We start from the raw sequence: 18,719 nt of genomic DNA, 5'->3' as shown, positions 1-18,719 counted from the left end.
CATGGTCACTGCGGCGACATCCCGCCAGCAGAGTACGAGAAGACGTTCTACGCTACTGAGCAGGGTGAGCAGGCCTTGGTTGAAATCAAATAGCCAGAGCCTCCATCAGACCCAGGGCGATTCAATGTATATCGCACCGGGGGCCTTGCGGCAAGGCCCGGGTAGTGCCGCAAAATGGCTCTTCCGATCCCGCACGACCCACTACGGGATCGGAACAGCCAGCGGAAGTGAGGGCACGTGCCAACCCAGGGATACGAAGAAGAACTGCGATCCGAGCGGAACTATGTGGAGGCGCTCTACGCACGCCTCGATGCGCAGCGCGCCCGAGTCAAGGGCAGGTACAACACCGCTCTGCGCGGAAACGGCGAAGCACTCATGGAACGCGACGCCGAGGTGCGCGCGCTCGCCAAAGAGGTGAAGAGGCTGGACGTAGCCGACAACGGCCTGTGCTTCGGCCGGTTGGACTCGCTGTCGGGTGAGACTTCGTACATCGGCCGAATCGGCCTTCTCGATGCGGACAACGACTACGAACCGGTGCTGCTCGATTGGCGGGCGCCGGCATCTCGCCCGTTCTACGTTGCCACCGCTGCAAACCCGGAGAACATGCGTCGACGCCGTCAGTTCCACACACGCAGTCGACACGTGGTCGATTTCACCGACGAGGTACTCGGGCGCCCTGACTGCGCAGAACACGACACCCACAGCGATTCCGCCTTGCTCGCAGCAGTCAATGCACCCCGCGGTGAGGGAATGCGGGACATCGTGGCCACGATCCAGGCCGAGCAGGACGACATCGTCCGACTCGAACACCCCGGGGTGCTGGTGATCGAAGGTGGCCCCGGTACCGGGAAAACCGTCGTCGCCTTGCACCGCGTCGCCTACCTGCTCTACACGCAGCGAGAGCGAATGGAACGTCACGGCGTTCTCGTGGTCGGGCCGAACCCGGCGTTCCTGAACCACATCGGCCGCGTGCTGCCCTCGCTGGGCGAGTCCGACGTGGTGTTCATGACCACCGGTGATCTCGTTCCGGGTTTACGCGTCACCGCCGAGGACGCTCCTGAGGCCGCTGGGCTCAAAGGCTCGCGGAAGATCCTGGACGTTCTCGGCGCAGCGATTGCCGATCATCAGCGATTGCCCGAGAACCCGTTGTTGATCGAATTGGCGGACGTCACAGTGCGAATCGACGCCGAAACTGCGGAGTGGGCCCGAGAAGAAGCTCGTTCGAGCGGACTCCCCCACAACGACGCTCGCACTGTGTTCACCGAAATCGTCACCTGGGCACTGACCGAGCGGGCGATAGCGCGGATCGGCAAGGGATGGTTGACACGCAGTGACCGTGAAGCCTGGGAACAAGTGCGCGCAGATCTGACCGCAGAGTTGGCGGAGAATGACGCGTTTGCCGCCGCACTCGACGCACTCTGGCCGATCTTGACACCGAAAGAGCTACTGACACAACTGTTTACTTCGCCAGAACGCCTACGCAAGGCAGGCGCAGACGAGACACTGTTGCGCCGAGAGGGCGATGCCTGGACGGTGTCCGACGTTCCGCTTCTCGACGAATTGGTGGACATGCTCGGCCGGGACAAGCCCGTCGACCAGAGTGCCGAACGTGAACGCCGCGACGAGGCTGCGTATGCAGCGGGCGTGCTGGACATGATGATCAGTCGTGAAGACTTGATGGACGACGAGGATCATCTCCTCGCCCAGGACATGCTGTACGCCGAGGACCTGGCGGATCGTTTCGTCGAACGCGATACCCGGGAGCTCGCCGAACGCGCTGCTGCTGACCGAGACTGGACGTACAGGCATATCGTGGTCGACGAGGCACAAGAGCTGTCCGAGATGGACTGGCGAGTCCTGATGCGCCGCTGCCCGGACCGGTCTTTCACGGTAGTAGGTGATCTCGCGCAACGACGTTCACCCGCAGGTGCTCGCTCGTGGGCGACGATGATGGAGCCGTACGTCCCCGGCCGCTGGATCTACCGATCCCTGTCGGTGAACTATCGCACCCCCGCCGAGATCATGAGCGTCGCCGCCGCCTTGCTCGCCGAGTTCGCGCCAGACATCCAGCCACCCGAGTCCGTCCGCGCCTGCGGGGTCCAACCGTGGTCCAAGCGAATCTCCGCCGACGAACTAGCCTCCGCCATCGACGAATTCAATCAGGACGAGGCCGGACGCGAGGGTACGAGCGTCGTCATCGGACCTGCGAGTGTGCCCGGCGCTGTGCCGGTTTCGGAAACGAAGGGCCTCGAGTTCGATGCCGTGCTCGTCGTGGAACCGGAGCGAATCATCGCCGACGGCCCACGCGGTGCGTCTGAACTCTATGTCGCCCTCACCCGCGCGACCCAACGTCTCGGCGTCCTACACGAGGGGCCATTGCCGCACGCATTGACCGGGCTCGTCCGGGTCGGGACGGCCAGATCACCGCAATCGTTCGCGGCGAGCGATCGTGCTGTGTAGGCCTTCGGCAGCAGCGCGCACGTAGGACACCTGGCTCTCGGGGACGAAGCGACTGGTGGGACCGGTGACACTGATGGCCGCGACGGGTTTGTCATTGGTTCCGAATACCGGCGCCGCAACGCATGCGAGACCCGGCGCTGATTCCTCGCGCTCGAACGCAATACCGGTCTCGACCACTCGGTTCAGTTGGGTGTTGAGAATGCCGGGCGCAACAATTGTGTGCGGGGTCCGGCGCGTCATCGGCTCCGACAGCACCTCGCGGCGAAACTCGTTGTCGGAGAATGCCAGGAGCGCCTTGCCGATTGCGGTGCAATACAGCGGTATCCGGCCACCGGTCCGGGACGGCGAGTTGGCTTGCCGGTGTCCGCCGATCTTCGCGACGTATACGACGTCGTGGCCGTCACGGACCCCCAGGTGGACTGTCTCGTGGGTCCGCTCGTACAGGTCCTGGAGGAACGGCATCGCCATCTCCAGGAGGCTACGTTCGAGAGAGGCGAGCATGCCGAGTTCGAAGAGGCCGCCGCTGAGCCGGTAGCCACCGTCGATACGGTCGAGTAGCCGGTTCGCGACCAGTTCGTTGGCCAGGCGGTGCACCGTCGCCTTGTGCAGGCCCGTCCGCTGGACCAGGGTGGCCAGAGGCAACACGTGGTCGTCGGCCCGGAAGGCGCGCAGGATCGTCACCGCCTTGCCGAGCACGGTGTCGAGGTTTGCGCTGCCAGTCACCTCCCCAGCGTATCGCTGAGTGAGACAGTTCCCTGGCGCAATCTCGGTGCCGCGGCGAAAGTAGTGGCCATGAGCCAGCCCACGAATACCAGTACAGCTAGCGAGACCGACATCGCAGCTGCTGCGGACCGCCTCGCAGCCGCCATCGCGAGCGGCACTCCCTGCGCGCCCGTGCGCGATCTGATCGGCGCCGACGACCTCGTCGCCGCCTATGCCGTCCAGCGCCGCGTCGACGAAATCCGTCGGCAGGCGGGGGCCGTGGTCGTAGGCCGCAAGATCGGCCTGACCTCGGTGGCAGTCCAGCAGCAGCTCGGTGTCGACCAGCCCGACCTCGGCGTGCTGTACGCCGACATGGAGTTCCCCGCCGGCGGCGCCATCCCCATGAGCCGTTTGATCCAGCCCAAGGTCGAAGCGGAAGTTGCCTTCGTGCTCGGTGCCGACCTCGTGGACGGACCGCTGGACAGTGCGCAGGTGCGCGGTGCGATCGACTACGCCGTCGCCGCGATCGAGATCTGCGACAGCCGCATCGAGTCGTGGGACATCAAGTTCGGTGACACCGTCGCCGACAATGCGTCCTCGGGCGTGTACGTCCTGGGAACCGAACGACGCACCCTCGACGAGGTGGAACCCGCCGGCGTCGTCATGTCGATGTCCGTCGACGGCACCGAGGTGTCCACCGGCGTCGGAACCGCCTGCCTGGGCGATCCGATCGAAGCCGTCGTCTGGCTCGCCCGCACTGCACGTGAGTTGGGGCAGCCGCTGACCGCAGGGCAGGTGATCCTGTCCGGCGCTCTCGGCCCCATGGCACCGGTCACCGCAGGCAACGTAGTCACCGTGACCGTCTCCGGGCTCGGTTCCGTCACCACCAGTTTCTCCAGCGAAGAGGACAACGCATGAGCAAGGTCAAGGTCGCGATCATCGGATCGGGCAACATCGGCACGGATCTGATGATCAAGGTGCTGCGCAACTCCGACTACCTGGAGATGGGCGCGATGGTCGGTATCGACCCCGCGTCCGACGGCCTCGCTCGCGCCGCGCGTCTGAACGTGCCGATCACGGCAGAAGGCGTCGAAGGCCTTGTCGGTCTGCCGAACTTTGACGAGATCGAGATCGTCTTCGACGCCACCTCGGCAAAGGCTCACGTGGCCAACAACGCGCGGCTGGCTCCCCTCGGCAAGCGCATGATCGACCTGACGCCTGCCGCGATCGGACCGTACGTCGTACCGGCCGTCAACGCGGACGAGCACTTGGACGCACCCAACGTCAACATGGTGACGTGTGGCGGCCAGGCCACCATCCCGATGGTTGCCGCTGTTTCTCGGGTCGTCCCGGTGGCGTATGCGGAGATCGTCGCGTCCATCGCCTCCAAGTCGGCCGGTCCCGGAACGCGCGCCAACATCGACGAGTTCACCGAGACCACGTCCGAGGCGATCGTGGCAGTCGGCGGCGCTCGTCGCGGCAAGGCCATCATCATCCTCAACCCCGCTGAGCCGCCGCTCATCATGCGCGACACGGTCTTCTGCCTCGTCGACGCACCGGACCCGGCTGTTCACGACGAGATCCGTCAGTCGATCGAGAAGATGGTCGGCGACGTCTCCGCGTATGTCCCCGGCTACCGACTCAAGCAGGAAGTCCAGATCACCGAGATCCCGGCCGACCAGCCCGTCGAGACGTTGCTCGTCGACGGCAATCGCCCCACCCACCAGGTGTCGGTGTTCCTCGAGGTCGAGGGCGCGGCACACTACCTGCCTGCGTACGCCGGCAATCTCGACATTATGACGTCCGCCGGAATGCAGATCGCGGAGCGCATCGCCCAGCAGAAGGAAGCAACCAAGTGAGCAACCGCAAGATCTTCGTCCAGGACGTCACCCTTCGCGACGGCATGCACGCTGTCCGCCACCGCATTTCGCCCACCGACGTCAAGCGGATCGTCACAGCTCTCGACGCTGCCGGCGTCGACGCGATCGAAGTAGCGCACGGTGACGGCCTCGCCGGCGGCTCGCTCAACTACGGCCCCGGCTCGAACACCGACTGGGAATGGATCGAAGCAGCGGCCGAGGTACTCGAGCACGCTCGTCTCACCACGCTGCTACTTCCGGGTGTCGGCACGATCAGTGAACTCAAGCATGCTTACGACCTCGGTGTGCGCTCGGTTCGCGTTGCCACGCACTGCACCGAGGCCGACGTCTCCGCGCAGCACATCGAAACCGCCCGCGAGATCGGCATGGACGTCTCGGGCTTCCTGATGATGAGCCACATGGCGCCTGCCGAGGAACTGGCCAAGCAGGCCAAGTTGATGGAATCGTATGGCGCGCACTGCGTCTACGTCACCGACTCGGGTGGACGTCTGGTGATGAACGACGTCGCGGATCGTGTTCGTGCATACCGCGACATCCTCGACGAGGGCACCGAAATCGGTATCCACGCCCATGAGAATCTCTCGCTCTCGGTTGCCAATTCCGTTGTTGCAGTGCAGAACGGCGTCACCCGCGTCGATGCTTCGCTTGCCGGTCACGGCGCCGGTGCCGGCAACTGCCCCCTCGAAGCGTTTATCGCCGTTGCGAACATCGAGGAGTGGGAGCACGGCTGCGACCTGTTCGCACTGCAGGATGCTGCCGACGACATCGTCCGTCCGCTGCAGGACCGGCCGGTCCGCGTCGATCGAGAGACCCTCACACTTGGCTACGCAGGCGTGTACTCGAGCTTCCTGCGCCACGCGGAGGCTGCGTCGGAGCGCTACGGAATCGACGTTCGCACACTGCTGCTCGAAGCCGGACGCCGCCGTCTGGTGGGTGGCCAGGAGGACATGATCGTCGACATCGCGCTCACCCTTGCGGCGCAGGCGAGCAAGGAAGCCGTCTGACGCGCTGCCGAGTTCTCTGATACCCGAGTCCCGTCTCCGGACGAGGGCGGGACTCTGTCACGTAAAGGCCGGTGGTGACCATACGGTCACCACCGGCCTGGGCTGAATGGCTTACTTGGCGATGAAGTCGAGAATGTCTGCGTCCAAAGCCTTCTGGTAGTCGCCGTAGATTCCGTGCGGCGCACCCTTGTAGATCTTCAATGTGCCGTCATTGACCAATTCGATTGCCTTGAGGGCGGCTGCGCCAATGGGAACGATCTGGTCGTCGTCACCCTGCGCAATGAAGACGGGAACGGTCAACGCCTTCAAGTCCTCGCTGAAGTCCGTCTCCGAGAACGCCTTGACACAGTCGTAGGCAGCTGCCAGATTGACCAGCATTCCCTGGCGCCAGAAATCGTCCTTCGCCCCCTGGGACACGTTCGACCCCTCGCGATTTGCGCCGAAGAACGGCTCGGCGATGTCGCGATAGAACTGCGAACGGTCGGTGAGAACTCCGGACCGGATGTCGTCGAACGCTTCGATCGGTGTGCCCTCCGGGTTGTTCTCCGACTTCACCATGATCGGCGGAACGGCGCCGGCGGTGATCACCTTGGCAACACGCCCTGCGCCGTGTTGCGCTGCGTACCGAACGACCTCGCCGCCTCCGGTCGAGTGACCGACGAGCGTCAGATCGTGGAGGTCGAGCGCTTCGACGAGTTCAGCCAGATCACGGGCATAGGTATCCATGTCGTTGCCCTGATAGGTCTTCGAGGACCGGCCGTGGCCGCGACGGTCGTGTGCGATGGCACGGTAACCGGCGTCGGCGAGCACCTTGAGTTCCAACTGCCAGGCGTCCGAGGAGAGGGGCCAACCGTGGCTGAGCAGCACAGGCCTCCCGGCGCCCTGTTCGGTGTAGTAGATCTCGGTTCCGTCGGAAGTGGTGATGTACGGCATGATGTCCTCCTGGGCGAAAGGTTCTCGTTGGGTAACAAGAACATTCGTCCACTTCAGGAGCGATGTCGTCGCTGCTGGCTTCCATTGTGGGGGAGCGCTACCCGGGGAACCCACTACCGGCTAACTGGTAGAGGGATCGATGCGAACGGTGATGGTGGTGCCACCACCGACCGGGCTCGAGATCGTCAGAGTTCCTCCAACCGCGGCAACGCGGTCCTGCAGCCCGATCAGACCCGAACCGCTTTCGGCGTCTGCTCCCCCCTTGCCATCGTCACTGATGGTGAGGTCCAGACGACCCTCTTGCGAGACGGCCGCGATCGTAACCACGGACGCGTCGGCATATTTCGCGGTGTTGGTGAGCGCTTCAGCGACAACGTAGTACGCCGCGACTTCCACAGAATCGGTTAGTCGAGTGACGATCTCGGCTGTGAGCGCGACCGGGATCGGACTGCGGCGAGCCAAAGTCTTCAGCGCCGGCGCGAGACCCCCGCGGGACAGGATCGCCGGGTGAATCCCTCGCGAGAGTTCACGAAGATCGGTATTGACTTGAGCCAGTGTCTCAACGGTGCGGGCCAAGCTGATTCGCAGCTCATCGAATCCGTCGGGAACTGCGGCCTGAGCGCCGCGTAACTCCATCCCGAGAGTGACGATCCGCTGTTGCGCCCCGTCGTGCAGGTCACGTTCGATGGTTCGGCGGGCTTTGTCGGCTGCAGCCACGACGCGCGCCCTGGACCGTGTGAGCTCGCGCCTGGTTTCACCGTTGTAGACCGCGGTTGCGAGCAGGTCTGCGAAGTCGGTCAACCGGTCCTCGACGTCACTCGCGAGAACACGTCCCGTACCGCCGATGATTACAGCTCCCCACGTCCGACCGTCGACGTTGATCGGTACCCCGATTCCCGTACGCAACCCGCGTCCGCGCAGCCTCCCCGCGATCGCCCCTGTCGCAGTGGTGAAGTCGATGGCAATCGGCGCACCCGAAGTCTCGACGATCGTGCAGACGTTGTATCCACCGACAGGGAAGCGTTCACCCGGGATCAATCGTTCTCCGGTTGTAGTATCGTCCCGCGCAGCGAGAATTGTGAAGTAGTCGTCGTCGTAACGCACGACCGACACGTGTTCGATGTCCAGTCCGTCGGCCAACTCCGCGGCGACAGCATGATGGACATCGTCGGGTTCGGCTCTCGAGGCAACAAGTGTCGCTACGCGTCGCAGTGAAGCCTGCTGACGCGCCAACGCGAGAGTCTGTTCGAGAAGTACCCCGCGATCTCGCACAGCGGCAAGCAGGGCCTCGAGCGACGGTACGATTCGTTGAACGCGGCGAGCATCGGCCTGGGTCAACTCTGCCGGTACAAGTAGCGAACCCGCGACACAGGCTCCATCCCGTAGAACGATCCGCCTCTGCCCGCGCCCCACCGGGGCATCCGCGGGCCCTAACTTCGCATACGGCGCGGGCAGGTCGAGCACGGCGGACAATCGCACGCTCGCGTCGTCAAGCATCTCCACTACATTCGACGTCCGAAGCATCGTCCGAGCCAGCGCAGCCAACAGATCCGCCTCACGACGACGCTGATCCGATTCCATGGCGCGAAGACGTGACTGACCGACGAGAACGTTGGTCAGCAAGGCCAGGACGAGAAAAACCACCACTGCCGGTACAAGGCTTTCACGGCTTTCGACGACGTGGATGTAGGCGTACGCGGCAGTGCTGGCAACCGCCGTCGCAATTGACAGCCGAAATCCCCAGCCTGCCGAAACGACGAGGACACCGAAAAGAAAAACCGCGCCGAACGCATTCTCGGGTGCAATCCGCTTCAACATCAGAACGAGAAGAATCTCCACGACAATCAATCCCGTAGCCAGGGCGATGCCCCAACCGAGGGGAGGAGCGCTCGGACGCAGCACGGACGTGACGAGACGGCCGCGCAACGGAACTGACGAAGTCATCGGACGCCCGGGTTCCCCGAGAAATTACGGGTAGCGGTAATGCCGGGTGCGCCGACGTCTGACAGCCTTGACAGGGTGAAGTCTTCCGACCGGAGCTGCCTCATCGTCGACGACAGCGATGCATTCTGCACCGCTGCACGACGAGTGCTCGAGGCCGCGGGTATGACGGTTGTCGGAACCGCATCCAGCCTCGGCACGGCCATCACAGTGGCCGAAGCTACCCACCCCGACCTGGTCCTGGTGGACATCGACCTCGGTTTCGAAAGCGGATTCGACGTGGTGGAGGTTCTCCACGCCGCCGGTTTGGCGCCGACGCCGGCCATCATCCTTGTGTCGACACACGACGAAGAAGACTTCGCCGATCTTGTCGAATCGAGTTCAGCCATCGGATTCCTCTCGAAGTTCGAACTGTCCGCAGACTCGATTGCGCGGATTCTTTCGCAAGGATGAGTGTGCCGATTCAAACGCAGACACCCGTCAGCTGACGGCATCGAGATACATGATGACTGCGCGCACGCGGCGATGGTCGTCGGCGGTACTCTCCAGATCGAGCTTGGTGAGGATGCTCCGCACGTGCTTTTCGACGGTGCCCTCGGTGATCCACAGCCGACGCCCTATCCCCACGTTCGACAGGCCTTCTGCCATCAGCGTCAGCACTTCTCGCTCGCGGACGCTAAGTGCCGCCAACGGGTCGTCACGTCGCCTGGCCGCCACCAATTCGTAGACCAGAGCGGGATCGATGACCGAGGCGCCGGCTGCGATCCTGTCGAGCGTCGCGACGAAATCGTCTACGTCGGTCACTCGACTCTTGAGGAGGTACCCGATCCCCTTCCCTCCGTCGAGAAGCTCCAACGCATGATCGACCTCGACATGTGCTGACAGTAAAAGCATTGCAACGGAGGGGAACTCTCTTCTTATACGCAGCGCTGCGTCGAGCCCTTCCGAAGTGTGTGACGGTGGCATCCGGATGTCGATGATGGCCAGTTGCGGATTTTGCCCGTCGACCAGTGTCAGCAGTTCGTCCGCATCCCCTGCCTGTCCGACGATTTCCAGGCCTGCCCGAGTGAGCAGGCTGGCCACCCCCTCCCGTAGGAGCACGTCGTCGTCGGCGATGACCACTCGCAGGGCCGTCACAAGACTCGGCTCGATACCTGTTGCACGAGGGCCGCCTTCCACTTGCAGTCCGCACTCGCAAGTGCGTGGCGGCCGGAGATGGGACCACCGCTTAAAAGATAACGGACATATGCCACCTTCACCGCTCTGATCTCGAGGAGCGAAACCGTCGTGCGCAGATTCCGCACTCAACGCTGCGAGTCTCCCCACATCAATACAAGCCAAACCCTATCGATTTCCGAAAATGCTTGCAGGCGAATGGTTATCCTTTGACACGAAGATGCACTGCGAGTCCCCCAGGTCTCGTCATCGCTCCACATTTCGGCCAAGACCCGATACCACCGTGCTCGAAGCCACGAGTTCTATATTCTGAGTCCGTGGAAGCTACCGAATACCGTGACTCGCTGAGGTCCGTCCTCGACACCACATCGTCGGTAGTCGAAAGCCGGCTGGCGGCGATGCGCGCCGCGGCGACAGCACATGCCGAAGGCATTGTCATCGACGTCTCCGTGGACCAGGACGGCGAGGGCACTTTCGGCGTCTGGGCGCGATTCGACGATCCGGATGCGTTCAGTTTGAATCAGCAGATCGGCGACGAGCGGGAGCTTTTCAGCGTGATCTGGGGTGAGGAAGGCTGGGAGCCACCGGTTCCCACTCGTCCGCGAGAGTGGTCACGCACGGAACTCGAGAAAGTTATCGTCGGTGTCGTTGCCGAGTGGATCGGCGCGCTCGTTCCCCCGACTGCATCCGAACTGCACTGGGAAGTAACAACTCCCGACGGAGCGACCGACCCGATACCTGTGGGCCCCGATTTCGGTAGCGGACATTCGCCTCAATGAAGCGCGGAAGCTGTCGGCGAGACGGACGACTTCGAACCACTGTTGTGATCGATGTTGCGATGTCACCGACCGGTCGAACCGTCGATAAGTTCGCGGAGGATGTCAGCGTGCCCGGCATGGCGCCCGGTCTCTTCGCTGAAACGTCGCTTTCCAATCCGTCACGTTTTCGGCGAGAAACATCGATCGTTCGACAAAGGTCAAATGATTGACCAGCCCGAGCAAGGTTGTTCCCGACCGAACAATTGTGGTGCGCACCTGAGGTTCCGGAGCACCTTCAACCTCGGCAGCGATCGAATCACGCAGGTAGTCGAGAAACGCGCGCAGCGTATCGGTCTCGCTAATCCCTGTCCGGGGCGGTGGGACATCACGGCGGCTCCGACGCGACGTTGCCATGGTGGATCTCCTTCCTCGGTGAAGAACGACGAAGAGGCTTCATTCCTGGATAGGCAGTACCGATCCTTCCGAACTCACGCCGATCCCGCATCAAATTTTGCCGTTGCGGCAAAGGCCGGCTTAATTGCCGGTATCACCGCGCCGAATGCAGGTCGCGCACAAGTTGAGGCGTCCGCCACTTGCCGACCTCGAACGGCCACCGCCGCAGCGGATAAGCGAGACGGGCCACGAAGTAATTGACGTATTCGACGACGCCGAAAGCCCACACCACCATGATGGCCGCCGCAGTGACGAAATGATCTGGTAGCCAAATGAGCACGCCGAGGAGACCGACCGCCAAGACGACAATGTCGAGGACCCGAAACACACGGTAGAGCGCCGCGAGGCGGGCAGGCATCGGCGCCTGCTCGACCCAGCCTCGGGCAAGCAGCCAATAGACACCCGCTTGCACGAGAACCACGAGCATTGGGGCCAGCGCCGACCACAGCGCCGCGGAGTCTTTCGGACCTTCGAGCCGAGGCATCACGACGCTGACAGCCACGGCGGCAAACACTCCCGCGGCGGCCAGTTCGCCAAGACCGAGGCTCAGGTACCTGCGTCGCAAACTCATTCGCCGTTGATCCACCACGTGAGAGACCATATCCGTTGATCACCGCGCAGCGGGTGCGCAGCAGCTTCGAGGCTTTGCCTGAGATGGATCAGGCTCACAGCCAAAGGAATACGGTTCACCTCGACTTGATTCGGGCGGATCATCCGGCACGTGTTGGCGGATCCGGCGGGAAACCTTTTTTGCCTAGGCAATCCACACTAGGGCTTGTCTGAAAACTAGTCCGAGATCGAGTCCACTGCTCATCCGACAAAGCCTGAAAGTGCGTCACCCGATCAGCAGTACATACATTCGTTCGCATACAGTCGGATGTGTCCCAGCGGCACCCCAGACTGGAATGTCCGCTGTGTCAAATCTGCCGACAGGGGGGCTGGACGGGTGGGATCGCCTGACTTACTGGGTCTGACGGCCTCGCTGTCGTCGTCGACGCTTATCCTCGCCTTCGTTGCTGGGCTCATGCCGCGACTGGTCGGTGATGAACCGAATCCCGTTGTCGGCATACGCACGAAGGCGACGATCTCGAGCCCCGAGGCGTGGCAATTGGCCCATCGGATTGCGTGGCCCCTTCTACGCCGGACGGTGTGGACAGCCGTAGTGGGACTGTGCATGCAGGTCACCATCGGTGTCGTGACAGGTTTCGGATCTGTGGTGTCGGCTGTCGCCTCAACAGTCGTGTTTCTAGCGGTGCTCCTTGTCCTGCTCTGCGCAGCGTTGAAGGGCAACGCCGCGGCAAAATCGTTGCGGCGCTGACCACCCGGGCCCGCATTTTTCAGAGGTGCCCTAGTTCTCCGATTTCAGTTCCCGATACGCGGTCGTTCGCGTCGGCGTGGTCCACGGTCCCGCATCGCGAGGATCGCCGCTGCCGTGGACGCGACCGTCTTGTCGTCGTCGCGTGTCAGCCGGGCGAGCGCTTCCCGGGCCGCCGCGCCGGGAATCTCAGCGAGTGCCTGCGTGATTCGCAACCTCGTCGGGGCGTCGTCAGTGCCGTCGAGTCTTGCCTGCACGGCATCGACGACCTCACCGCTTGTCGGTGAGTGCTCCGCGAGAAGACCGAGCACCTCTCCGGCCTCGACGTCGCGTCGCCCGTCGGCGACCATCTCGAGGAGAGCGGGCATCGAGACGGCCTCTCCGCGAGATCCGAGGGTGAGAGCGGCATCAGCGCGGACTATCGCGTCCGAATCATCGAGAGCTCGCTTCAGCGCCCGAGTTGCTTCCTCGGTGTGGATCCCGGAGATGGCCGACGTCGCGCGGCGTCGAACCTCGACGTCCTCCGATTCGAGGCCCTTCGTGAGACCTGCAAGGCCCGCACCTTCGGTCCTCGCCAACGCCCACTGCAACGCTCCGGCCACGTTGGCATCCTTCTCCGACAGGATGGCCTCGACGAGTGCGTCGACGGGCAACGCCGCATTCAGCTCCTGCGACAGGATCGCTTGCTGACGATGGGCAGCGAACTCGGATTCGAGTGCACGCAACAGTGAGACCATGCGTAGGACGTCGTCCCACTCCGAAGGGGCGCTGGCATCGACCCTTTCGAGTTTGGTCAGCAGTTCCTCCTCCGCCGCGATCCGTTGCCGAGTGTGTTGCATGAGTTCACCCACCAAATCGGCCGGCGCGAAGTCGGGTTCGTCCAGTGCACGCTTGGCCTCGTTCAACGAGAGCCCCAACGTCCTCAAGCTCTCGACGTGGAAGAGTCGACGGATGTCGTCGGCGGAGTACTCCCGGTAACCGCCGGACGTGCGGCCCGTCGGCTTCACCAGTCCCAAGGTGTCGTAGTGACGCAGCATCCGTGTGCTGACACCACAACGCCGCGAGACCTCGCCGATCAACATCCGTCTCCCCTTCCTACGCGTCCGGGCCGATTGCCGCGACGCGCTTCGCCAACTCGTGAGAGAGTGCGAACCCACCGTCGGGGTCGTGCCAGAGTTGCTTTGTAGCATCAGCATGCGCCCGGACACGCGGATTCGGGCTCGTACCGGCCGCGTCGAGCACCGGGAGTACAGCCTCGCCGAGTCCTGTCAGAGCTCGACTGAGACTGAGCTGCATCTGCAGTTCACCCCGCCCGAGTTCGGTCGCCAGATCCGCTGCGAGTGCACCCTCGACTCCTGCCGGCACGAGTGCCACTGCGGCGCGCCACGCACTGCGCACGACCTCGTCGTCCTGGTCGTGAACCAGCGCAGAGACCGCGGGCCAAGCGGTCGGATCGCCGATCTTGGACAAGGTGTGGAGCGCCTGACTGCGGGCTTGCGAACCATCGGACCCGAGCTCACGGATCAGCTTCGGTACCGTGATTTCGGCCGGCAGGCGGCACAACGCCCAGGTCAGCATGTCGCGGACGAAGAAATCCGGCTCGACGGCACACCGATCGACCAGGGCAACCGTCAGCTCAGGGTCCGGGCGTGTGCCGGCGGCTAGCGCGGCGCGCAGCCTAACCGAGGGATCAGCTGCGGCCAATGCGTCGACGAGGTGAGCATTCTGCCCATCGTGGTTGGTTGTGTTCACGACAACCACCTCCTTCGTCGAACATTGGAGTCCTTGTCACTGTGTCAAGGTCAAGCAGCGCTGTCACCGACACGTGAAATATCGCCTCGGATCACACGCCGGTTGTCGATCCTGGCCGAAAGATCATCAGCACGACGACAACGACCCAGAGCAGATTGAAGATCCCCGTCGCTGTGCCCAGTCGACGGGTGAGCCGCGTTGCGACATCCACAACGGACCCGGTTCCTTCGATCGCCGCCATTGTCAGCCGTTGGGCGGGAAGCACGACCGCGGTGAGTATCACGGCGGCAACGACGGTGAGTGCGATCGAGGTGAGGATCCACAGGTCACCGAGCACTCCGAGATTGACGGCGGTGGCGACACCGAGCATCGGAACGACAACGCCGATCGTGGCATACACCCGAACGATGCGATGCAGCATGCCCGTCGTCGCAACACTGGCGCTGTCCGGATCGGCGAGCGCGGCGCGGCTCGCCACCGGGAACATACTCGCCGCCACCGCGACGGGGCCGATGGCAAGAATGGCCGCAATCACGTGGAGGGACAGCAGGATTCCGGTCATGGGATTTCTCGCGTTTCGGTACGCACAAGCGTATTCACGCAGCGTCCGGGGCGAAGGTGATTACAGGCTCGGCGCCATTGGCCGACCACACCGTTCCACGACGCTCGTAGTCGAAGAGCGCTTCGACCTCGAGACTTATCCGGGGCCCGAGGCATCGTTCCAACAGGTACAGGCCAAGGTCGAGACCGGATGTCACACCGCCGGCGGTGATCAGGTCACCGTCGTCGACGATTCGCGCCTGGATCGGAATAACGCCGCCGGCCGCCAGTGCGTCCACGGCAAGATGGTGTGTCACGGCGCGGCGCCCTTCGAGAAGCCCCGCCATCGCCAGCGCCAAAGATCCTCCACAGACGGTCGCAACAAGAACACCAGGATCGTCGAGTGCACGCCGCATCATGACAGGCAGTTCGGTTTCCGTTGTGGCCGCGAGCCTTTCCGGCAAACTGGTGCCCGGCTGGTCCGCATCGGGTTCGAAGAGACCCGATGCTCCGGGAACGATGATCAGATCCGCGTGTTCGACATCGAGGGTTGCAGTGGCGGTCATAGCGAGTTCACCACTTCCACTCAGGACGGTCCGAGGCCCCTCCGCACTGACGAGTTCGACACTCAACGCCCCACCGCTGGCGAGACCCCCGGCGTAGAGCACCTCGTACGGACCCACGACATCCATGGGATCGAATCCGTCGAACAACACGATCTGCGCGTGCACTGCAACCTCCGATTTTGTGCGACGCGCTCCTGTGCGCGTCGCTGTTCCTACGACAGTAGGAGGAAGTTGACCCCTGCGGCGACGGCTGAAAGCCAACCTTCGACGGCTTTCAGCCAACCTCACATATTCTGTGAAATACCAGTTGAGAGGATATTTCACGACACGAGATCACAGAATCTCGCGCCACATACGCTACGTTTCAGACATGCATGACGTTGCAGTTCTCGCGTTGCCCGGAGTGGTGCCGATGGACCTGGCAGCACCCCTCGAAGTCTTCGGACGATGCAGGCTTCCCTCAGGCGCACCGGCCTACCGGACCGCCGTGTGCGCGCTCACCGAGGAGGTGGAGACCGGAACGTTCACGATGCGCGTACCGCACGGACTCTCACGCCTCGCCCAGGCCAGCACGATCATCATCCCGGGCACCGCCGATCTCGATGTGCCGATCGACCCCGAGATCATCGAAGCCCTCAGAACTGCCGCGGATCGCGGCACGCGCATCGCCTCACTGTGTGTCGGCGCATTCACCCTCGCCGACACAGGCCTGCTCGACGGACTTCGCGCGACGACGCACTGGGCGGCTGCGTCGGAGTTGGCCCGCCGGCACCCGGCTATCGACGTCGACGCTGCCGTTCTCTACGTAGACAACGGGCACGTCCTGACTTCCGCTGGCGCCGCGGCCGCACTCGACCTGTGTCTGTACATGGTTCGTCAGGACTACGGGTCCGCGGTCGCCGCCGACACGGCGCGGCTGAGTGTGATGCCGCTCGAACGTGCCGGAGGGCAAGCACAATTCATCGTTCACGAGCCTCCCGTACCCAGCGGGACAACCCTCAGGCCGCTACTGAACTGGATGGAAGAGAACCTCGGGGAGCAACTCGACATCACGACAATCGCGGCCAAGGCAACGATGAGCACTCGCACGCTCAACCGCCGCTTCCAGGAACAAATCGGTACGACGCCGTTGCAGTGGCTCCATCACGCGCGGCTCCGTCAAGCGCAATTTCTGCTCGAGACTACCGACCACTCGATCGAACGTGTTGCGGGACAAGTCGGATTCAATGCCGTCACCACGTTCCGCGAACGTTTCCGAGACTTGGTCGGCACCAGCCCACAGCGGTACCGGACACAGTTTCGAACTTCCCGCTAGCGGGCCGGTCAGCCCTTGACGTTGCCGGCAGCGGTGTTCAGAACTGTGGCGACGTCGTCGAGGATGTACGGGATGGTCAGGACCGTCAGTCCGCCGAACGCGAAGTTCTTGTCGACGCTGAAGTCCTTGGTGGATGCCGTACGCCCATCGACGATCACCGGCTGAGCTGCCACCAGTGGCTCGGCGAGGAACGCGTTCAGAGAGTCCTTGTCGTAGGCCACCACGAACAGCACGTCAGACGCAATCAGCGGCGCCTGCTCGGTGCTCAGCTCGAAGTACACGGCCTCGGGATCCTTGGCGGGATCGGCCTGCTGGATCGTCGGCTCGTTCTTCAGACCCAGCTGCTCGAGGAACTCGACACGCACGTCGGCGTTCTTACTCACCGCGAAGGTGCTCGGACTGTTCGGGAGTCCGATGGTGACGGTCTTACCTTGCAACGCAGGGTTCTTCGCAGCCGTCGCGCTGATCGCGGCGTTGGTCTTGTCGATGAGCGTGCCGGCCTCGGCCTGTTTACCCAGCGCCTGACCAGCGATGGTCACCTGGTCCTGCCACGACGCGGTCCACGGCTCGTCCTGGAAGGAAACCACCGGCGCGATCTTCGACAGTGCGTCGAATTCCTGCTGAGTGAGCCCGGAGTACGGGGCGAAGATGAGATCTGGTTCAGCCTTGGCGAACTGCTCGACAGGTGCTTCGCCCGTTCCGTCACCCGACAACAAGATCGGCTGCTCGCCACCGAGCTTGTCGAGTGCCTCGGCGTCCCACTTCAGAATGCCCTGCGCGTCGGCCCCGTACTGAGGTCCGGAGAAAGTGGGCATCGCGACCGGGACGACACCGAGCGCCAGGAGGGCGTCCTGATTGGACCATCCCCAGGTTGCGACCCGCCTGGGCTCCTCCTTGATCTCGGCCGTGCCGAGGGCCGACGTGATCGTCACCGGGAACGCGGCGTCGACTGCGGATGAAGTCCGGGTGCTGTCTTTGTCGTCGGTGCTGTCTTTGTCGCCGTTGCTGCTGCAGGCCGCCATTCCGGCCGCCAGCCCGCACGCCGCCACGACGGCTACCATCCGGCGGACACGGCTGCCACCACTTCGTCGCTCTGACAGCCCTCGTCCCAAAATTCTCGCCACGCCAGGACCTCCCGGTCGATCGACCTGCTCAGACACCCCGAGCGGGTGACGGCGCCTAACGTAGCACGAAGGTAACCCTATCCTCAGTTGTCGTGCGCTCTACTTTGCCCTCTGTCGTCGCACCATCTCCGCGATCCAGATGGGCGCAAACGGCGAGGTGCAGTTCGGTGGAGTCGGGTAATCCTCGAGCACCCGCAGTCGCTCACCGATCTCGATTGCCCGGGCGCGGTACTCGGCATGTTCGATCCCGATCTGAGCCAGGCAGTGATTCATCGCCCATTGCAGGCGGTCAGGAGCATCCTTCATCTCCGCCTCGATGACGTCGAGTAGCCCTGAAAGGTCAAGTCCCTCGGGCTTCTTCGCGACACGTTCGGTGGTCAGAGCCCACCCGGCGCTAGCGACCACAGGATCAGGGTCAGCGGTCCAGGCCACCCGCAACTCCTCGGCATGCGGGTTCTTCTTCACCACGTAGTTGACGAGCCAGTCCTGCACCTTGGGAGTACGGGCCTCACGCAACATGACGTCCAACTGGTCACGCTCGAACACCTTCGGGCGGCAGATCAGAAGGGCAAGCAGTCTCGCTGCGGTGTCGCCCGTTGCCCAAAGCTGTTGTGCGAGTTCTTGCTGAGTCTTCAATCGCTTCGCAACAGCGCGCAGCTTTGAAAGGTTCACACCGTGATCGTCACCGTGTTTCTCGTTCACCGCGCGCGCCTTCGGATCCTCGAGCGCAGCCAGCTCGTCCATCACCGCCGCAACCGTCGTTTCAGCCACATCGTCCTCCAGTCACTATTTCTGCGATT

20 protein-coding genes and 1 pseudogene are annotated in these 18,719 nt (G+C 63.3%); 8 read left to right on the top strand and 13 right to left on the bottom strand.

Annotated features, from left to right (window positions below; translation table 11 throughout):
- Positions 1-237: 237 nt before the first annotated feature.
- Entirely contained in the window at positions 238-2,460 is a 2,223-nt protein-coding gene (gene helR, locus ATN37_RS30110) for an RNA polymerase recycling motor ATPase HelR (protein ID WP_217018061.1), read from the top strand.
- Here the strand turns inward: helR and ATN37_RS30105 are convergent.
- On the bottom strand, positions 2,422-3,183 hold the full coding sequence (locus ATN37_RS30105) for an IclR family transcriptional regulator (protein ID WP_003942865.1): 762 nt from the start codon (positions 3,181-3,183) through the stop codon (positions 2,422-2,424). The two genes, helR and ATN37_RS30105, sit on opposite strands and share 39 nt — an antisense overlap.
- Before the next feature lie 69 nt (positions 3,184-3,252).
- Between ATN37_RS30105 and ATN37_RS30100 the strand changes: the two genes are divergently transcribed.
- From ATN37_RS30100 to dmpG, 3 genes are read left to right on the top strand one after another with little or no spacing between them, the layout of a single operon-like run.
- Complete coding sequence (locus tag ATN37_RS30100; protein WP_007735684.1) at positions 3,253-4,080, top strand: 2-keto-4-pentenoate hydratase; 828 nt, start codon at positions 3,253-3,255, stop codon at positions 4,078-4,080.
- On the top strand, positions 4,077-5,021 hold the full coding sequence (locus ATN37_RS30095) for an acetaldehyde dehydrogenase (acetylating) (protein WP_003943168.1): 945 nt from the start codon (positions 4,077-4,079) through the stop codon (positions 5,019-5,021). Before ATN37_RS30100 ends, ATN37_RS30095 begins: the two co-directional genes overlap by 4 nt.
- A complete protein-coding gene (gene dmpG, locus ATN37_RS30090) occupies positions 5,018-6,046 on the top strand; it encodes a 4-hydroxy-2-oxovalerate aldolase (RefSeq protein ID WP_030537431.1) in 1,029 nt (342 codons plus the stop codon). Before ATN37_RS30095 ends, dmpG begins: the two co-directional genes overlap by 4 nt.
- A 111-nt stretch (positions 6,047-6,157) precedes the next feature.
- Here the strand turns inward: dmpG and ATN37_RS30085 are convergent, their stop codons facing one another.
- Both ATN37_RS30085 and ATN37_RS30080 read right to left on the bottom strand, forming a co-directional pair.
- Positions 6,158-6,979: an alpha/beta fold hydrolase gene (locus ATN37_RS30085; RefSeq protein WP_030537432.1), complete on the bottom strand. Its 822-nt coding sequence runs from the start codon at positions 6,977-6,979 to the stop codon at positions 6,158-6,160.
- A 120-nt stretch (positions 6,980-7,099) separates the two neighbouring features.
- Positions 7,100-8,923 (bottom strand): ATP-binding protein, encoded by a 1,824-nt coding sequence (locus ATN37_RS30080; RefSeq protein ID WP_058226789.1) that lies wholly within the window; start codon positions 8,921-8,923, stop codon positions 7,100-7,102.
- 75 nt (positions 8,924-8,998) lie between these two features.
- Here ATN37_RS30080 and ATN37_RS30075 point away from each other — a divergent pair, with 75 nt between their 5' ends.
- Positions 8,999-9,373 carry a response regulator transcription factor gene (locus tag ATN37_RS30075; RefSeq protein WP_223304479.1) on the top strand — a complete coding sequence of 125 codons (375 nt, stop codon included), beginning with the start codon at positions 8,999-9,001 and terminating at the stop codon, positions 9,371-9,373.
- Positions 9,374-9,400: 27 nt separating this feature from the next.
- Here ATN37_RS30075 and ATN37_RS30070 read toward each other — a convergent pair whose 3' ends face one another.
- Positions 9,401-10,057, bottom strand: a complete 657-nt coding sequence (locus tag ATN37_RS30070; protein ID WP_030537435.1) for a response regulator transcription factor — start codon at positions 10,055-10,057, stop codon at positions 9,401-9,403.
- Between the two features lie 356 nt (positions 10,058-10,413).
- Here ATN37_RS30070 and ATN37_RS30065 point away from each other — a divergent pair, with 356 nt between their 5' ends.
- Positions 10,414-10,875: a DUF6389 family protein gene (locus tag ATN37_RS30065; protein ID WP_054188324.1), complete on the top strand. Its 462-nt coding sequence runs from the start codon at positions 10,414-10,416 to the stop codon at positions 10,873-10,875.
- Between the two features lie 62 nt (positions 10,876-10,937).
- On the opposite strand, the gene ATN37_RS33255 is transcribed toward ATN37_RS30065, so the two are convergent.
- The 3 genes and pseudogenes from ATN37_RS33255 to ATN37_RS30055 all read right to left on the bottom strand — a co-directional run bounded on the left by ATN37_RS33255 (position 10,938) and on the right by ATN37_RS30055 (position 11,878).
- Entirely contained in the window at positions 10,938-11,030 is a 93-nt protein-coding gene (locus ATN37_RS33255) for a DUF664 domain-containing protein (protein ID WP_370852753.1), read from the bottom strand.
- 79 nt (positions 11,031-11,109) lie between these two features.
- Positions 11,110-11,268 (bottom strand): annotated as a pseudogene (locus tag ATN37_RS33250) (mini-circle protein); the annotation flags it as partial.
- A 133-nt stretch (positions 11,269-11,401) separates the two neighbouring features.
- A complete protein-coding gene (locus ATN37_RS30055; protein ID WP_030537437.1) occupies positions 11,402-11,878 on the bottom strand; it encodes a hypothetical protein in 477 nt (158 codons plus the stop codon).
- Positions 11,879-12,253: 375 nt separating this feature from the next.
- Here ATN37_RS30055 and ATN37_RS30050 point away from each other — a divergent pair, with 375 nt between their 5' ends.
- Entirely contained in the window at positions 12,254-12,625 is a 372-nt protein-coding gene (locus ATN37_RS30050; protein ID WP_158656626.1) for an SdpI family protein, read from the top strand.
- 44 nt (positions 12,626-12,669) lie between these two features.
- Here the strand turns inward: ATN37_RS30050 and ATN37_RS30045 are convergent, their stop codons facing one another.
- From ATN37_RS30045 to ATN37_RS30030, 4 genes are all read right to left on the bottom strand, one after another.
- On the bottom strand, positions 12,670-13,704 hold the full coding sequence (locus ATN37_RS30045; protein WP_063315452.1) for a HEAT repeat domain-containing protein: 1,035 nt from the start codon (positions 13,702-13,704) through the stop codon (positions 12,670-12,672).
- 13 nt (positions 13,705-13,717) lie between these two features.
- The gene (locus tag ATN37_RS30040) at positions 13,718-14,383 is read right to left on the bottom strand and encodes a HEAT repeat domain-containing protein (protein ID WP_218696036.1); all 666 of its coding nucleotides are present in this window, start codon (positions 14,381-14,383) and stop codon (positions 13,718-13,720) included.
- A gap of 82 nt (positions 14,384-14,465) precedes the next feature.
- Positions 14,466-14,936, bottom strand: coding sequence for a DUF2269 family protein (locus ATN37_RS30035; protein WP_003943264.1), 471 nt, complete (start codon positions 14,934-14,936; stop codon positions 14,466-14,468).
- Positions 14,937-14,970: 34 nt separating this feature from the next.
- Positions 14,971-15,645 carry a DJ-1/PfpI family protein gene (locus ATN37_RS30030; protein WP_081558639.1) on the bottom strand — a complete coding sequence of 225 codons (675 nt, stop codon included), beginning with the start codon at positions 15,643-15,645 and terminating at the stop codon, positions 14,971-14,973.
- A 205-nt stretch (positions 15,646-15,850) separates the two neighbouring features.
- Here ATN37_RS30030 and ATN37_RS30025 point away from each other — a divergent pair, with 205 nt between their 5' ends.
- A complete protein-coding gene (locus tag ATN37_RS30025; protein ID WP_003942841.1) occupies positions 15,851-16,795 on the top strand; it encodes a GlxA family transcriptional regulator in 945 nt (314 codons plus the stop codon).
- 8 nt (positions 16,796-16,803) lie between these two features.
- On the opposite strand, the gene ATN37_RS30020 is transcribed toward ATN37_RS30025, so the two are convergent.
- Positions 16,804-17,856, bottom strand: coding sequence for an ABC transporter substrate-binding protein (locus tag ATN37_RS30020; protein WP_007735664.1), 1,053 nt, complete (start codon positions 17,854-17,856; stop codon positions 16,804-16,806).
- 162 nt (positions 17,857-18,018) lie between these two features.
- Positions 18,019-18,690, bottom strand: a complete 672-nt coding sequence (locus ATN37_RS30015; protein WP_257233550.1) for a DNA alkylation repair protein — start codon at positions 18,688-18,690, stop codon at positions 18,019-18,021.
- Positions 18,691-18,719: the final 29 nt, after the last annotated feature.

The sequence above is a fragment of the Rhodococcus sp. MH15 genome (genome assembly GCF_019266045.1).
In the GTDB taxonomy this organism is placed as follows: domain Bacteria; phylum Actinomycetota; class Actinomycetes; order Mycobacteriales; family Mycobacteriaceae; genus Rhodococcus_F; species Rhodococcus_F qingshengii.
Note: the sequence above shows the minus strand (reverse complement) of the source record. Positions and strands in the feature narration are given on the sequence as shown.

What these genes read in the sequence shown, in the direction of transcription:
- ATN37_RS30100 (WP_007735684.1), top strand. Translation starts at nt 3,253, where the DNA reads ATGAGCCAGCCCACGAATACCAGTACAGCTAGCGAGACCGACATCGCA.
- ATN37_RS30095 (WP_003943168.1), top strand. Translation starts at nt 4,077, where the DNA reads ATGAGCAAGGTCAAGGTCGCGATCATCGGATCGGGCAACATCGGCACG.
- ATN37_RS30085 (WP_030537432.1), bottom strand. Translation starts at nt 6,979, where the DNA reads ATGCCGTACATCACCACTTCCGACGGAACCGAGATCTACTACACCGAA.
- ATN37_RS30080 (WP_058226789.1), bottom strand. Translation starts at nt 8,923, where the DNA reads ATGACTTCGTCAGTTCCGTTGCGCGGCCGTCTCGTCACGTCCGTGCTG.
- ATN37_RS30055 (WP_030537437.1), bottom strand. Translation starts at nt 11,878, where the DNA reads ATGAGTTTGCGACGCAGGTACCTGAGCCTCGGTCTTGGCGAACTGGCC.
- ATN37_RS30045 (WP_063315452.1), bottom strand. Translation starts at nt 13,704, where the DNA reads ATGTTGATCGGCGAGGTCTCGCGGCGTTGTGGTGTCAGCACACGGATG.
- ATN37_RS30035 (WP_003943264.1), bottom strand. Translation starts at nt 14,936, where the DNA reads ATGACCGGAATCCTGCTGTCCCTCCACGTGATTGCGGCCATTCTTGCC.
- ATN37_RS30025 (WP_003942841.1), top strand. Translation starts at nt 15,851, where the DNA reads ATGCATGACGTTGCAGTTCTCGCGTTGCCCGGAGTGGTGCCGATGGAC.
- ATN37_RS30020 (WP_007735664.1), bottom strand. Translation starts at nt 17,856, where the DNA reads ATGGTAGCCGTCGTGGCGGCGTGCGGGCTGGCGGCCGGAATGGCGGCC.